At 61.2% G+C, this 14,595-nt stretch carries 12 protein-coding genes; 7 read left to right on the forward strand and 5 right to left on the reverse strand.

Going from position 1 to position 14,595, the window contains the following annotated elements; translation table 11 throughout:
- Positions 1 to 158: 158 nt before the first annotated feature.
- The 4 genes from HU767_RS25560 to HU767_RS25575 form a co-directional block, all read right to left on the reverse strand.
- On the reverse strand, positions 159 to 1,502 hold the full coding sequence (locus HU767_RS25560; RefSeq protein ID WP_186730794.1) for an imelysin family protein: 1,344 nt from the start codon (positions 1,500 to 1,502) through the stop codon (positions 159 to 161).
- Positions 1,503 to 1,771: 269 nt separating this feature from the next.
- Positions 1,772 to 3,823, reverse strand: a complete 2,052-nt coding sequence (locus HU767_RS25565; protein WP_186709167.1) for a GGDEF domain-containing phosphodiesterase — start codon at positions 3,821 to 3,823, stop codon at positions 1,772 to 1,774.
- A gap of 295 nt (positions 3,824 to 4,118) precedes the next feature.
- Complete coding sequence (locus HU767_RS25570) at positions 4,119 to 4,715, reverse strand: Fe-Mn family superoxide dismutase (RefSeq protein WP_122566812.1); 597 nt, start codon at positions 4,713 to 4,715, stop codon at positions 4,119 to 4,121.
- Between the two features lie 176 nt (positions 4,716 to 4,891).
- Positions 4,892 to 5,494 (reverse strand): LysE/ArgO family amino acid transporter, encoded by a 603-nt coding sequence (locus HU767_RS25575; protein ID WP_186709165.1) that lies wholly within the window; start codon positions 5,492 to 5,494, stop codon positions 4,892 to 4,894.
- Positions 5,495 to 5,590: 96 nt separating this feature from the next.
- On the opposite strand from HU767_RS25575, the gene HU767_RS25580 reads away from it, so the two are divergent.
- From HU767_RS25580 to HU767_RS25595, 4 genes are all read left to right on the forward strand, one after another.
- Positions 5,591 to 6,484: a LysR family transcriptional regulator ArgP gene (locus HU767_RS25580; RefSeq protein ID WP_186709163.1), complete on the forward strand. Its 894-nt coding sequence runs from the start codon at positions 5,591 to 5,593 to the stop codon at positions 6,482 to 6,484.
- Between the two features lie 56 nt (positions 6,485 to 6,540).
- Positions 6,541 to 7,533 (forward strand): NAD(P)-dependent oxidoreductase, encoded by a 993-nt coding sequence (locus HU767_RS25585; protein WP_186709161.1) that lies wholly within the window; start codon positions 6,541 to 6,543, stop codon positions 7,531 to 7,533.
- Between the two features lie 106 nt (positions 7,534 to 7,639).
- Positions 7,640 to 8,521: an ATPase gene (locus HU767_RS25590; RefSeq protein WP_186709159.1), complete on the forward strand. Its 882-nt coding sequence runs from the start codon at positions 7,640 to 7,642 to the stop codon at positions 8,519 to 8,521.
- Between the two features lie 177 nt (positions 8,522 to 8,698).
- On the forward strand, positions 8,699 to 9,535 hold the full coding sequence (locus HU767_RS25595; RefSeq protein WP_186709157.1) for a cache domain-containing protein: 837 nt from the start codon (positions 8,699 to 8,701) through the stop codon (positions 9,533 to 9,535).
- A gap of 895 nt (positions 9,536 to 10,430) precedes the next feature.
- On the opposite strand, the gene rapA is transcribed toward HU767_RS25595, so the two are convergent.
- Positions 10,431 to 13,277, reverse strand: coding sequence for an RNA polymerase-associated protein RapA (gene rapA / locus HU767_RS25600; protein WP_186704478.1), 2,847 nt, complete (start codon positions 13,275 to 13,277; stop codon positions 10,431 to 10,433).
- 229 nt (positions 13,278 to 13,506) lie between these two features.
- Here rapA and HU767_RS25605 point away from each other — a divergent pair, with 229 nt between their 5' ends.
- The 3 genes from HU767_RS25605 to ccoM all read left to right on the forward strand — a co-directional run bounded on the left by HU767_RS25605 (position 13,507) and on the right by ccoM (position 14,366).
- Positions 13,507 to 13,848 carry an aspartate-semialdehyde dehydrogenase gene (locus HU767_RS25605; protein WP_186704479.1) on the forward strand — a complete coding sequence of 114 codons (342 nt, stop codon included), beginning with the start codon at positions 13,507 to 13,509 and terminating at the stop codon, positions 13,846 to 13,848.
- Between the two features lie 95 nt (positions 13,849 to 13,943).
- On the forward strand, positions 13,944 to 14,105 hold the full coding sequence (locus tag HU767_RS25610; RefSeq protein ID WP_003184513.1) for a hypothetical protein: 162 nt from the start codon (positions 13,944 to 13,946) through the stop codon (positions 14,103 to 14,105).
- A 144-nt stretch (positions 14,106 to 14,249) separates the two neighbouring features.
- A complete protein-coding gene (gene ccoM / locus HU767_RS29145; RefSeq protein ID WP_025212288.1) occupies positions 14,250 to 14,366 on the forward strand; it encodes a cytochrome c oxidase subunit CcoM in 117 nt (38 codons plus the stop codon).
- The last annotated feature ends 229 nt before the right edge of the window (positions 14,367 to 14,595 follow it).

Raw genomic sequence — 14,595 nt, forward strand, 5'->3', positions numbered from 1 at the left:
TGACCCACCGTCTTCGCGAGCAAGCCCGCTCCCACAAGGGAAGTGATGACTGATCGCACATCTTCGAAACACCGGAAACCACTGTGGGAGCAAGCCCGCCCCCACAGGTTTTGTGGTTTGGCTGGCTGCGTTAATCCGTTTCAGCCAGCCGGCGTTGATCAGAACTCGTGATCAGCGCTGTCCGGGTTCAGGTCGCTGATGCCCAGTTTGCCCGCGGCCTGTTCGATCGAACCGGTCTGCTTGACCAGGGCGGCGATGGCGTCGCGGACGATCTGGTTGCCAGCGGTGTTGCCGGCGGCGATCAGTTGGTCGTAGTGCTCACCCTTGTTGGCGTGATCGACCATGACCTGGATCTTGGCCTCGGTGTCGGCCAGCTCGGCCTTGAGCGCGGTGTCCGCGGCCGGGTCGGCCTTGGCGACCAGCGACGACAGGCTGGCGCCGGTCAGCTTGCTGCCGTCGACGCGGGTGTATTCGCCCAGGTACACGTTACGCACACCCTTGGCATCGTAGAAGTGCGAGTAGTGGGTGTTGTCGCTGAAGCAATCCTGCTCGTCTTCAGGCGAGTTGGCTTCCAGGGACACCTTCATGCGCTCGCCCGCCAGTTCACCCAGGGACAGGCTGCCCATGCCGAACAGCATCTTGCGCAGGCCGCTCTCGGCCGGCTCGGCTTCCAGGGTGGCGCGGTAGTTGTCGGCCACGTTCGGCTTCCAGTTGCCGACCATTTCCTGCAGGTCGTTGACCAGCAATTGGGTCACGGACTTGAGGTAGGCACGACGACGGTCGTTGTGGCCGCCGGTGGCGCCGGCGCCTTCCAGGTAATCCGAAGCTGGGCGATTGCCAGCGCCCGGACCGGTACCGTTGAGGTCTTGGCCCCACAGCAGGAATTCGATGGCGTGGTAGCCGGTGGCGACGTTGGCCTCGGAACCGCCCAGCTCGTTCAGGCTGGCGAGTTTTTCCGGGGTGATGTCTTTGACGTCGACCTTGTCTTCGCCAACCTGGACTTCGGTGTTGGCGATGATGTTGGCGGTGGCGCCCGGGTTGCCCAAGGCGTGTTCGTAGGACTTGTCGACGTAGTCGATCAGGCCTTCGTCCAGGGGCCAGGCGTTCAATTGGCCTTCCCAGTCGTCGATGATGGTGTTGCCGAAGCGGAACACTTCGCTTTGCAGGTACGGTACGCGTGCGGCGACCCAGGCAGCCTTGGCGGCTTTCAGGGTCTCGGCGTTCGGCTTGGCCAGGAACGCGTCGACGGCGGTTTGCAGGGTTTTCGCCGTGGATTCGGCATCGCTGTAGACGGCGTAGACGATGTCGGCGTAGTGCGCGACAACAGCCTTGCCGGCGGCTTCGTCGATTTTGCCAGCGGCAGCAGGGGCGACCGGTGCCGCAGTGCTGGCGGCCGGCGTTGGCGCTTGCGGCGCGGCGGCCTTGTCTTTGCCTTCGCCGCAACCGGCGAGGGAAATAGCGATGGCCAGCAGACTGGCGGTAGCCAGGGGCATACGAATCATGGCGAACATCCTGCTTCGGTGATGGATGGGACAGGCGCGAGGGTGCGCAAAAACTGCGACATAATGCGAAAGATTTGCATTATGTGTAAAGGGTTATGGTTGTAAATATTTCTTGTTTAATGATGAGAATCACCCCCTGTAGGAGGCGTCTGTAGGAGCTGCCGAGCGAAGCGAGGCTGCGATCTTTCCCCTGGCGCTTGAATTCCAAGCGAACAAACCAACGATCGCAGGCTTCGCCAGCTCCTACGAAGGCTTGGCGCTGGGGAGAGTCAGATTATGGAAACCTTGCTGCGCTCGGCCTGCTTCAGGTAAATGCCCAACTCCCGCGCCGGCAGCGGTTTGCTGTAGTAGTACCCCTGACCTTCGTGGCAGCCCTCGGCGATGATGTAGGCCTCCTGCTCCACCGTCTCGACGCCCTCGGCAATGACCTGCATTCCCAGGCTCTTGCCCAACTGGATGATGGCCCGGACGATGGTCGCGTCGTCCTCGTCGTCGAGCAGGTCCTGGACGAAGCTCTTGTCGATCTTGATCTTGTCCAGCGGCAGGCTCTTGAGGTAGCTCAGGGACGAATAGCCGGTGCCGAAGTCATCGATGGCAATCAGTGCCCCGGAGCGGCGCAGGCTCAGCAAGTGCTGGGCCGCGGTGGTGATGTCTTCCATCAGGCCGGTCTCGGTGACTTCCAGTTCCAGGCTGCGCGGCGGCAGCCGGTACATCTGTAGGAGATTGTTCACCACCCGCGGCAGCTCGGCGTGGTGCAGTTGCACCGTCGACAGGTTGACCGCCATGCGCAGGTCGAGGAAACCCTGGTCGTGCCATTCGCGCAATTGCCTGCACGCCTGGTCCAGCACCCATTCGCCGATGGCGATGATGGTGCCGTTCTGTTCGGCCAGGGGAATGAACAAGTCCGGCGGCACCAGGCCGTGCTCGGGATGGTGCCAGCGAATCAAGGCTTCGGTGCCTACTATCCGCAGGTCGCGGTAGCTGATCTGCGGTTGGTACACCAGGCTGAACTGCTCGCGGGCAAGGGCCTCGCGCAGGTCTTTCTCCAGTTCGCGACGGCGGCGCATCTCGCTGTCGACGCTGGCGATGTAGAACTGGTAGCGATTGCGCGAGCGGCTCTTGGCCAGGGTCATGGTCTGCTCGGCTTTCTGCAACAGTTTCTCGGTGCTGTCACCGTCTTCGGGGAAGAGGGTGATGCCGATAGTGGCCCGCAGGCGGATCTGCTGATCATCGATGGCGAACGGCGCTTCCAGGTCATCGAGGATGCTCTGGGCCAACTCGGCGGCCTCGTAGGGCTGCTCGATGTCGGCTTGGACCAGGGCGAACTGGTCACCCCCCAAACGCGCCAGCGCGCCGAGCCGGCCGCTGTGGGCCCGCAGCCGATCCGCCAGGGCCAGCAGCAACTGGTCGCCGGTCTGATAGCTGAACTGCTCGTTGATGCCCTTGAAGTCATCCAGCCCCACACACAGCACCGCCACCCGACGTTGCAGGCGCCCGGCGTCCACCAGGATCTTGTCCAGTTGCTGTTGCAGTTGCTGGCGGTTGGGCAGGCCGGTGAGAAAGTCGTACTGGGCCATGCGCAGCAGGCTGTTTTCCGCTTCGTGGCGCAGGTGCGTGTTGCGTTCGATGGATTCGAGCAGTTGGTTGGCCGTGTTGATCCACAGGCCCAGTTCGTTTTGCTCGTGGCCGCGCAACTGCGGGATCTTGTGCGCGCTGGGGCGATCGGGGTTGATTTCGGTCAGGTGCTCGATGATCCGCGACAACGGCTTGGTCAGCAGCCAGTGATAGACCAGGTACAGCACCAAGCCCATGGCCAGGGCCCGCAGCATCCCGGAGATAAAGATGATCACCGAACTGACGATGAAGCCCTCGCCGTAGGTGGCGGTGTCGAGGGTGATGCTCAGGTCGCCGTAATATTCGCTGTAGGGGCCGCGTCCCACCAGTTGCGTGGTGAAGGTGCGCTCTTTGCCCAGGATCAGGTCGGTCAGCCAGCGGCTGTCGGAGTGCTTCAAGGGCCGGGCTTTTTCGGCGAGCATGGTTTCGCGGGGATGGCCGATGGACGCCATGCGTACGGCTTCGTCCTGGAACAGGCCCTCGATCACCTGCATGCCCATTTCCCGGTCCAGGCTGTAGACGGCCTGGGTCGAAGGGTCGCGGAACATGTCGAGGATACGTTGGGCGTCAGTGGCGACGGCCTGGTTGGTTTTGTAGGCATCGAACACGATCTGGGCGCAGCTCAAGACCACACCAACGATCAATGCCGAGAGGAGCACGACCCGGAGCAACTTCACAGACAAGCTGTTCTTGAGTTCCAGCTTCAAAGAGTGGTTCCTTGTTCCGTGCGGGTAGCGTCAAGTTGCCATGAGTATTGGCAATCCTGTGATGTCAGTCAAAGGGACAATCAAACACAAGGGTTTTCGCTTGAAACCTGACCGGTATACGTTTTTTCCAGAGTGATTGCTCTACGACCATTGTGTCGGTTGAAAGGCACCGCAACTTGAGGCCCGCCGGGATTTTTTCTTGCTTTCCAGACGCGAGGTCTCTAGTCCGCGATCATTTTTCGCCGTGCAAAGAAAACCCGGCATGGCGCCGGGTTTCTTTGGGCTGGCATCGAGCTTAGGCAGTGAAGGCTTTACCTTCGAACTGCTCGGCGACGAATTTCCAGTTGACCAGGTTCCAGAACGCTTCGACGTATTTCGGACGAACGTTGCGGTAGTCGATGTAGTAGGCGTGTTCCCACACGTCGCAGGTCAACAGCGGGGTGTCGCCGTTGGTCAGTGGGTTGCCGGCGCCGATGGTGCTGGCCAGGGCCAGGGAACCGTCAGCCTTTTTCACCAGCCAGCCCCAACCGGAACCGAAGGTGCCGATGGACGTCTTGCTGAACTCTTCCTTGAACTTGTCGAACGAACCGAAGGCTGCATTGATGGCTTCAGCCAGCGCGCCGGTTGGTTGACCGCCGGCGTTTGGCGCCAGGCAGTTCCAGTAGAAAGTATGGTTCCAGACCTGAGCGGCGTTGTTGAAGATACCGCCCGAGGAAGTCTTGACGATTTCTTCCAGGGTCTTGCCTTCGAACTCGGTGCCAGGCACCAGGTTGTTCAGGTTCACGACATAGGTGTTGTGGTGCTTGTCGTGGTGGTATTCCAGAGTCTCTTTGGAGATGTGCGGCTGCAGTGCATCGTGTGGATAGGGCAGCGGCGGCAATTCGAAAGCCATGGTGATTCTCCTAATCAGGTCAGGTTGCGGTGAGCGCAAGGCCGATCACGGGCGGCCAGACTAGCGCCGGGGAGTTTGTACTCTTTGCGGCGCAGGAGTCGGATCATAGCACCGGGGGTGCGGCATAACCACGCAACAACTGTGTGGAATAGAGGTTCCAGAGCGGTTTGGAATAATCAGCCGGTGACGATCAATTGCATCGCCACGGTAAACATCATCACCGCTACCAAGAGGTCCAGGATCCGCCAAGTGCTTGGGCGGGCCAACCACGGTGCCAGCCATGCCGCGCCGATGGCCAGGGTGAGGAACCATAGCAGCGAGGCACTGGCCGCCCCTATCACGTAGGCGCCGGGCACGCTCTGCTGGGCGCCAAGGGAACCGATCAGCAGCACCGTGTCGAGGTAGACGTGGGGGTTGAGCAGCGTCACCGCCAGCGCGCTGAGCAACACCGCCCGCAGCGAGCGTACGGCGTGGTTCTCACTTTGCTGCAGGCTCTGCTTCGAGCAGGCCCGGCGCAAGGCCAGGCTGGCGTACCAGAGCAGGAACGCCGCACCGCCCCAGCGGGCAATCGACAGCAGCAACGGACTCTGGGCCAGCAAGGTCGCCAGGCCGAAAACCCCCGCGGCGACCAACAGGGCATCGCAGGTGATGCACAGCGCCGCTACCGGCAAGTGATGCTCGCGGCGTAGGCTCTGGGCCAATACGAACGCATTCTGAGCGCCGATGGCCATGATCAGCCCGAGGGCCACCACGAGCCCGTTCACATAGCTTTGCCACATCTTTTTTATCCCCGGTCAGTTGCTGTTGCTGGTCATTTTCCCGGGAAGGGCTGTATAAGAAAAACCAATATTGCTGATTGCCCATTAGGATTATTAATGTTCGACTACAAATTGCTCTCTGCCCTGGCCGCCGTGGTCGAGCAGGCCGGTTTCGAGCGTGCAGCCCAGGTGCTGGGTTTGTCGCAGTCGGCCATTTCCCAACGAATCAAGTTGCTGGAGGCGCGTGCCGGCCAGCCCGTCCTGGTGCGGGCCACGCCGCCGGTGCCGACGGAAATCGGCCGTCGGCTGCTCAACCATGTGCAACAGGTGCGGCTGCTCGAGCGTGACCTGCAAAGCCTGGTGCCGGCGCTGGATGAAGAGGGCCTGCCGGAGCGTCTGCGCATCGCCTTGAACGCCGACAGTTTGGCGACCTGGTGGGCCGCTGCCGTGGGCGATTTCTGCGCCGACCAACACCTGTTGCTCGACTTGGTGGTGGAGGACCAGACCGTTGGCCTCAAGCGCATGCGCGCCGGTGAAGTGGCGGCCTGTGTCTGCGCCAGCGAACGCCCGGTGGCGGGCGCCCGCAGTGTATTGCTGGGGGCGATGCGTTACCGGGCGTTGGCCAGCCCGGCCTTCATCGCCCGGCATTTTCCCGGCGGCGTGCGAGCCGATCAACTGGCCCGTACGCCAGCCTTGGTGTTTGGTCCGGATGATTTCCTGCAACACCGCTACCTCGCGTCCGTGGGCGTGGAGGGCGGTTTCGAGCATCATCTGTGCCCCTCGTCCGAAGGTTTCATCCGTCTCGCTGAAGCGGGACTGGGCTGGGGGCTGGTGCCGGAGCTGCAAGTGCGCGAACAGCTGGAACGAGGCGTGCTGGTGGAATTGTTGGCAGATAAACCGATCGATGTGCCGCTGTACTGGCATCATTGGCGCAATGGTGGGCAGTTGCTCGGCTTATTGACCGAGCGACTGATCGCAGCGGCAAGCAGCACGCTGCAAGCAGTACGTTGAGCGCGCAGTGCTTGAAGCTTGTCGCTTGCAGCTGGAAACTGATTTTAGGAGCATTCATGAAGATTTTGGTCACCGGCGCGAGCGGCTTCATTGGCGGGCGCTTTGCGCGTTTCGCCCTGGAGCAGGGCCTGGATGTGCGGGTCACCGGTCGCCGGGCCGAGAGTGTGGAGCACCTGGTGCGGCGCGGTGCGCAATTCGTCCAAGGGGACTTGAGCGACCCGCTGCTGGCCCGCGACCTGTGCCTGGATGTCGAGGCCGTGGTGCATTGCGCCGGTTCCGTTGGGCTGTGGGGCCGCTACCAGGATTTCCACCAGGGTAACGTTCAGGTCACGGAAAATGTCGTCGAGGCCTGCCTCAAGCAGAAGGTGCGTCGCCTGGTTCATCTGTCCTCGCCGTCCATTTACTTTGATGGCCGTGACCACCTCGGGTTGACCGAAGAACAGGTGCCCAAGCGCTTCAAGCATCCTTATGCCGCCACCAAGTACCTGGCCGAGCAGAAAGTCTTCGGCGCCCAGGAGTTCGGCCTCGAAGTGCTGGCCCTGCGCCCGCGTTTCGTGACGGGTGCCGGTGATATGAGTATTTTTCCGCGCCTGTTGAAAATGCAGCGCAAGGGGCGCCTGGCCATTGTCGGCAACGGCTTGAACAAGGTGGATTTCACCAGCGTGCAGAACCTTAACGAAGCGTTGCTCAGCAGTCTGCTGGCTACCGATTCCGCCTTGGGCAAGGCCTACAACATCAGCAACGGCGCACCGGTCCCATTGTGGGATGTGGTCAATTATGTGATGCGCCAGATGGAAGTCCCACAGGTCCGACGTTATCGTTCCTACGGCTTGGCTTACAGCGTCGCGGCCCTGAATGAAGGGGTCTGCAAGCTCTGGCCAGGCCGCCCCGAACCGACGCTGTCGCGCCTGGGCATGCAGGTCATGAACAAAAATTTCACCCTGGACATCAGCCGGGCCCGGCATTATCTCGATTACGATCCGCAGGTCAGCTTGTGGACGGCGCTCGATGAATTTTGCGCCTGGTGGACGGTCCAAAACACCCGCTGATCGGCCCGCCATGAACCGAGTGCCCGGTTCGGGGTCAATCGGTGCGGCGGGCGACGGGGTTATACTCGCCGCATCAAGCCATTACCGGTTTCCCAAAGGTCGAACCATGCCCATGCGTAACGATGCCAACGACGACTTCGATGATGTACCGAGCCTGCGGATGCGGGCCGACATTCCCGATGACGATGATTTCCTGCCCAACCGCCAGTCGCCCCACGTGCAAGCGCGCCCGGCGCCGGCCGCCGCGGCGAAAGTCAAGGTCAAGGGGCCCAGCACCGGGCCGCTGTGGGCATTGGTCGGCGCGCTGCTGTGTGCGTTCGGTTTCCTGGCCTGGTGGAGCTTCCAGCAGATTTCCCTGATGGAGCAGCAATTGGTGGCGACTCAGGAAAGCTTCGCCCGGATCAGTGAAGATGCGGCGGGGCGCTTGCAGGACATTTCCGGCAAGGTGGTCGCCGGGCAGTCCAATGTCATGAGTGACAGTGAAGCCTTGAAATTGCAGATCAAACAGTTGGACAACAAGCTGCAGGAGCAGGCCCGGCAATTCGACGGCAAGCTGCAGGAGCAGTACCGGCAGCAACAAGCCACGTTCGGTCCGTCCGCCGACCTGGACAAGGAACTTGCCCAGCTCATTGCCCAGGCTTCTGACCAGCAGAACACCAACACTCAACTGCAAGCTTCCAACAAGGAGCTCCAAGCCCAGGTCAAGGCGCTGGCCGCTGAAGTGACCGCCTTGAAGAATCAAGGCGAGGGTGGTGCCCTGGATGCCCAGCTCAAGAGCATCGGTGCCGACATCACCGCCCTGAAAAGAGCCACCTCCAACTCTGCCATCGAGCGCCTGGAGCAGGACGTGATCGTGCTCAAGAGCCAGCAGGATAACGGCAACACCGCCGAGTTCGACGCCTTCCGCGGGCAGGTCACCCGTAACATCAATACCTTGCAAGCGCAGATCCAGCATTTGCAGCAGCAACTCAGCGCTCGGGCTCAATAAGCCTGATGTTCGGCTAGCGCCTATCCCTGTAGGAGCTGCCGAAGGCTGCGATCTTTTGATCTTTCGCTCAAGACTCAATTGTCTGGGAAAAGATCGCAGCCTCGTTGCACTCGTCAGCTCCTACTTCCCCACGCCGTCTACGCTCTTGAAACACCAACAAGAACGAGGGGCGCACGCATGGGTTTTTTTCACAGGATGGCCTGGCTGGGCGCAATGCTCATGCTGGGGATGGCCCAGGCGGCCACTGCGGACGATGGCCACGCGGCCCGGGCGCTGCTGGAGAAGGCCTTGGCCTATTACCATGACAATGGCGACAAAGCCTTTGCCGCCTTCAGCCGCCAAGGGGAATTTGTCGACAAGGATCGCTATGTGTTCGTGGTCGATACCCAGGGTGTGATGCTTGCCAGCGGCGGACCTTCCTCGGCGTTGATCGGACGGGACGTGTCCGAAGTGCTGGGGCCGGATTTGCGCAAAGCCTTCAAGGACGCCTTGAAAACTCCCGAGGCCAGTGGCATTCAGCAAGCCGAGTACCGTTGGCAGAACTGGGCGGACGGCAAGGTCGAGCGCAAGCATGTGTATTTCCAGCGTGTTGGTGAGCGAATCCTGGCCGTCGGTTATTACTTGCCGCGTGCTTCAGCCGAACAGGCCCGGGCACTGCTGGACAAGGCCTCGAGTGACCTGCTGAAAAACGAGAAAGCCACGCTGACGGCGGTCAACGCTCTAAAGGGCGGGTATCTGCAGGATGATTTGTATGTCTTTGTCGTCGACCTCGATACCCGGCGCTATGTGGGGCATGGCACCAATCTGCGTTTGATCAACACCGACTTTGCCAAGGTCAAGGACCCGGATGGCAAACCAGTGGGGGAGCCGATCCTGGCCATGATCGGCAAGCAGGATGTGGGGGAGTATGAGTATCGCTGGAAGAACCCGGTGACTGGGAAGGTTGAGGACAAGCATGCTTATCTGAAGAAGGTTGGGCATTTTCTGGTGGCGGTGGGGTATTACAGTCCTTGAGGCTGGGGGGCTGGGGCTGGGGCTGGGTTTTGGGTGTATATCCGTTTCTTAGGTAACGGCCACTGGCGGTTCCGCCCTTACGGCGGCTCACTTTTTTTCAAACGCCAAAAAAAGTAAGCAAAAAAGGCTTGCCCCACCACTCGGTGCCTCGCTAGGGCTCGGCATGCCCTCACTCCGGCATTGCTCCGTGGGCCGCCGCGAAGGGCCATCCATGGCCCAGCGCGGCTATCCCGGCATCCATGCCGGGATGCCCACTGCGCAATGCCTGCGTTCGGCCATCGTGGTTAACGGGGCGTCCAGATCAAGATCAAGATCCAAAGCAAGAGCAAGAGCAAGAGCAAGAGCAAGAGCAAGAGCGGGGCACATGCCTAATGCCTGTCAGTTAAGTGGATAGCACGGGCAAACACACAAACCGTGGCGAGGGAGCTTGCTCCCGCTGGGCTGCGTAGCAGCCCCAAAAACAGGGCCGCTTCGCGACCCAGCGGGAGCAAGCTCCCTCGCCACAGGGTTACTGCCGGGCTTTATTTCGCTTAACTGATCGGCATTGGGGCACATGCCTGCATTTATTTGGCTGACCCACCGCTATCGCGAGCAGGCTCGCTCCCACAATGGGCCGCAGTGAACACAAACTCATGAACACCCAAGATCACCTGTGGGAGCGAGCCTGCTCGCGAAGAGGCCGGCACATCCAACATCACCGCAAACTGACCCACCGCCTTCGCGAGCAGGCTCGCTCCCACATTAGGGGAAACGCGATCACCCTGACCAGGTCGGCTATCAGGCCGCCTCGCGGCGGCGCTGTAAAAGCGGAACCGCCAGCGGCCGTTACCGAAAAAACGGATATACACCCGATAAAAGCACCACAGCGGAACCTATATCGGGACCCCAGCCAAACTCAGCCCGCCACCAACACCCGAATCGCCTCCAAACGCAACGCCGCTTTCTCAAGCATCGCCAAGCCTTGCTCCCGCTGTTGTCGCAGGGCCACCAGTTCGCTGTCGCGCACGGTTGGGTTGACCGCTTGCAGGGCGGTCAGGCGTGCCAGTTCCTCGTCGGTATCGGCCGCCAGGCGGCGCTGGGCCTCGGCCACGCGTTCGGCGTGACGCGGGGCGATCTTCTCTTCGCCGGCATTGATACGAGGCGTGAGCTGGTCGCGCTGGGCCTGGATGAACTTGTTGGCGCTGGCGCGCGGCACGCTTTCGAGCTGGTCGTTCAGGGTTTCGAACGAAACCCGGGCGGCCAGGTCGTTGCCGTTGGCGTCCAACAGGCAGCGCAGGGCGGCCGGCGGCAAGTAGCGGCCCAGTTGCAGCGAGCGCGGCGCAACCACCTCACTGACGTAGAGCAGCTCCAGCAACACGGTGCCGGGCTTGAGCGCTTTGTTCTTGATCAGCGCCACGGCGGTGTTGCCCATGGAGCCGGACAGCACCAGGTCCATACCACCTTGCACCATCGGGTGCTCCCAGGTGATGAACTGCATATCTTCGCGCGACAGCGCCTGGTTGCGGTCATAGGTGATGGTCACGCCTTCGTCGTCGCCCAGCGGGAAGCTGGCGTCGAGCATTTTTTCGCTCGGCTTGAGGATCAGTGCGTTTTCCGAATGGTCTTCGCTGTCGATACCAAAGGCGTCGAACAGGGTTTCCATGTAGATCGGCAAGGCAAACTGGTCATCCTGCTCGAGAATGGCCTCCACCAACGCATCGCCTTCACCGGCGCCGCCGGAGTTGAGCTCCAGCAAACGGTCGCGACCGGTGTGCAGCTCGGCCTCCAGGCGCTCGCGTTCGGTACGGGCCTCGTCGATCAGAGCCTGCCATTGGCCATCATCGGCTTCCTCCAGCAAGGGCAGCAGGCGCGGGCCGAACTGGTGCTGCAAGGCGTTTCCGGTCGGGCAGGTGTTGAGGAAGGCATTCAGGGCTTCGTGATACCACTGGAACAGCCGCGCCTGGGGGCTGGTTTCCAGGTACGGCGCATGCAGCTCGATGGTGTGCTTCTGGCCGATCCGGTCCAGACGACCGATACGTTGTTCCAGCAGGTCCGGGTGCGCCGGCAGGTCGAACAGCACCAAATGATGGGCAAACTGGAAGTTGCGTCCCTCACTGCCGATTTCCGAACAGATCAGTACCTGGGCACCAAACTCTTCGTCGGCGAAATAGGCCGCCGCGCGGTCGCGCTCCAGGATATTCATGCCTTCGTGGAACACCGTGGCCGGGATGCCGGAGCGCACGCGCAGGGCGTCCTCCAGGTCCATGGCGGTTTCGGCGTGGGCACAGATCACCAGCACTTTGGTGCGCTTGAGCATCTTCAGGGTGTCGATCAGCCATTCGACCCTCGGGTCGAAACGCCACCAGCGTTCTTCTTCGCTGGCGTCCGGCTGTGCCTGGAAGCTGACTTCCGGGTACAGCTCGGGGTGATCGCCCAAGGGCAGTTCGAGGTACTCGGGCGGGCACGGCAGCGGGTAGGCGTGCAGCTTGCGCTCGGGGAAGCCCTGTACGGCGGCGCGGGTGTTGCGAAACAGCACGCGACCGGTACCGTGGCGATCCAGCAGTTCACGCACCAGGCGGGCACTGGCCTCGACATCGCCATCATTGACGGCGGTCAGCAATGCTTCGCCTTCGTTCCCCAGGAAACCCTGGATGGTCTTGTGGGCTTCGGGCGAGAGGCGGCCTTTGTCCAGCAACTCCTGCACGGCTTCGGCCACCGGACGATAGTTTTCGCTCTCGGCGCGGAAGGCCTTGAGGTCATGGAAACGGTTCGGGTCCAGCAGGCGCAGGCGGGCGAAATGGCTGTCCTGACCCAGTTGTTCCGGGGTCGCGGTCAGCAGCAGCACGCCCGGGATGGTTTCGGCAAGCTGCTCGACCAGGGCGTATTGAGGGCTAACCTGGTCTTCGTGCCACACCAGGTGATGGGCTTCGTCGACCACCAGCAGGTCCCAGCCGGCGGCGAACAGCGCGTCCTGGGCCTTTTCGTCGTCCACCAGCCACTCCAGCGCCACCAGGGCCAATTGGGTGTCTTCGAACGGGTTGCTGGCATCGCTTTCGATGAAGCGCTCTTCGTCGAACAGCGCGACCTGGAGGTTGAAGCGCCGACGCATTTCCACCAGCCACTGGTGCTGGAGGTTTTCCGGCACCAGGATCAGGACGCGGTTGGCACGGCCGGACAGCAACTGGCGATGGATGACCAGGCCGGCTTCGATGGTCTTGCCCAGGCCCACTTCGTCGGCCAGCAATACCCGCGGCGCAATGCGGTCGGCCACTTCACGGGCAATATGCAGTTGGTGGGCGATCGGCTGGGCACGTACGCCGCCCAGGCCCCACAGGGAAGACTGTAGCTGGCGGCTGGTGTGTTCCAGGGTGTGATAGCGCAGGGAGAACCAGGCCAGCGGGTCGATCTGGCCGGCGAACAGACGGTCGCTGGCGAGGCGGAACTGGATAAAGTTCGACAGTTGGGTCTCGGGCAGGGTGACCACTTCGTTCTGCTCGTTGAGACCGTGGTAGACCAGCAGCCCATCGACGTCATCGACTTCGCGCACGGTCATTTTCCAGCCTTCGAAGTGAGTGATCACATCGCCCGGCGAAAACCGTACACGGGTAAGTGGCGCATTCCGTAGCGCGTACTGGCGAGTGTCGCCAGTGGCCGGATAGAGCACGGTCAACAAGCGGCCGTCCTGTGCCAGAACGGTGCCTAAACCCAGCTCGGCTTCGCTGTCACTGATCCAGCGTTGCCCCGGTTGATACTGCTGCGCCATGCTGCCTGACTCCCGCCTTGAAAAAGCCGGTTATCTTAACGGAAGGATCCTTCATACCAAAGGATTTACGTACGCTGATTCGTCGCGATGCTACGGAACTTATGCTTGCCCGGCGATCAAACAAGCTCGGCCTTGGTCATCGCCGCAATTGCCAACTGGGTCACAAGTTTCGGACCGGCGGTTCAAGCTGCCACTTTAGCCGCCGACAACCTGAAGACAGGAGAACCTTATGTTGCCACCCATACTCCCTTTGAGCGTTGTACCCATCACCGCTCAACAGGATCCGGTTCGCCAGCGACCGGACATACCGCCCGTGGTCCCGGTGCAGCAAAGCTCCAACGAAAGCACCATCGACCTGCAAAACCGCGACCCGGAAGAGACCGCGCTGCTGTTGCGCGAGGAACAGCAGCGCCAGCAGGAGCGCGAGCGCCGCCGCCGCGAGGCCGATGAAGACCCTGAAGAGCACCTGGCCGTACCGGGTACCGAACTCAACGCCGACAATACCGTGCCGGTGGTGCCGCTGATCGACGAAGAGTCACGCCAAGGCCTGTGGGTCGATATCCAGATCTGATCCTGGGTGTCTGGCTGCATTCACAGGCTGGTCAACGCCGCCAACAGCCCGCATCATGGGCGCATCCGCAATTCACTGCACGATGCCCACACGCTATGAGCCAAGACGACAAGCTGATCGACCTCAGTGCCGAGCGCGCCAAGCGCGTTCACGACCTCAACGAAAAACGCCTCAATGAAGTCCGCCAGGCTTTCGAACAGGCCATGCCGTTGGGCAAGCCCAAGAAAAAGCCGAAGAACAAACCGAAAAAGCGCTGAACCCCCTCGATCCATTGATGCAGATCAGTTATTTCCCCACCTTTATGCCCCGTCGCGGGCGTTATTGACCCCGGTCAATTTTCATCCAGGCCTGATTGGTTACCTTGAACCCATCGCAACAGGGGCAAGACCAGGAGGCCAGTCATGTTTTTCGATAATGTGGTGTTTGCCGGGGTGTTGACGGTCGGCCTCATGTTCGTGTTTTTCGCAGGTTTTGGATTATTCATCTGGAAAGACGCACACAAGCGGAAAAAACCGTAGGTCTTTCTGGCTACAACGAGCACGCAAGGCATTTTGGGCGACTTCGGTCGCCCTTTTTTTTGGCAAATTTCCTGATCACGCAAAACTACGGTGGGAGCGGGCTTGCTCGCGAAAGCGTCGGGTCAGTCATCTATTCAGTGCCCGACATACCGCTTTCGCGAGCAAGCCCGCTCCCACAAGTTGCCCAGTGTCTGGGCATAAAAAAAGGTGCGATCCGCGAGGGTCGCAC

The organism is Pseudomonas sp. SWRI179 (assembly GCF_014268705.1).
Classification (GTDB): domain Bacteria; phylum Pseudomonadota; class Gammaproteobacteria; order Pseudomonadales; family Pseudomonadaceae; genus Aquipseudomonas; species Aquipseudomonas zanjanensis.

What these genes read in the sequence shown, in the direction of transcription:
- HU767_RS25585 (WP_186709161.1), top strand. Translation starts at nt 6,541, where the DNA reads ATGAAGATTTTGGTCACCGGCGCGAGCGGCTTCATTGGCGGGCGCTTT.
- HU767_RS25595 (WP_186709157.1), top strand. Translation starts at nt 8,699, where the DNA reads ATGGGTTTTTTTCACAGGATGGCCTGGCTGGGCGCAATGCTCATGCTG.
- HU767_RS25605 (WP_186704479.1), top strand. Translation starts at nt 13,507, where the DNA reads ATGTTGCCACCCATACTCCCTTTGAGCGTTGTACCCATCACCGCTCAA.
- HU767_RS25610 (WP_003184513.1), top strand. Translation starts at nt 13,944, where the DNA reads ATGAGCCAAGACGACAAGCTGATCGACCTCAGTGCCGAGCGCGCCAAG.
- HU767_RS25580 (WP_186709163.1), top strand. Translation starts at nt 5,591, where the DNA reads ATGTTCGACTACAAATTGCTCTCTGCCCTGGCCGCCGTGGTCGAGCAG.
- HU767_RS25590 (WP_186709159.1), top strand. Translation starts at nt 7,640, where the DNA reads ATGCCCATGCGTAACGATGCCAACGACGACTTCGATGATGTACCGAGC.
- rapA (WP_186704478.1), bottom strand. Translation starts at nt 13,277, where the DNA reads ATGGCGCAGCAGTATCAACCGGGGCAACGCTGGATCAGTGACAGCGAA.
- ccoM (WP_025212288.1), top strand. Translation starts at nt 14,250, where the DNA reads ATGTTTTTCGATAATGTGGTGTTTGCCGGGGTGTTGACGGTCGGCCTC.
- HU767_RS25560 (WP_186730794.1), bottom strand. Translation starts at nt 1,502, where the DNA reads ATGATTCGTATGCCCCTGGCTACCGCCAGTCTGCTGGCCATCGCTATT.
- HU767_RS25575 (WP_186709165.1), bottom strand. Translation starts at nt 5,494, where the DNA reads ATGTGGCAAAGCTATGTGAACGGGCTCGTGGTGGCCCTCGGGCTGATC.
- HU767_RS25570 (WP_122566812.1), bottom strand. Translation starts at nt 4,715, where the DNA reads ATGGCTTTCGAATTGCCGCCGCTGCCCTATCCACACGATGCACTGCAG.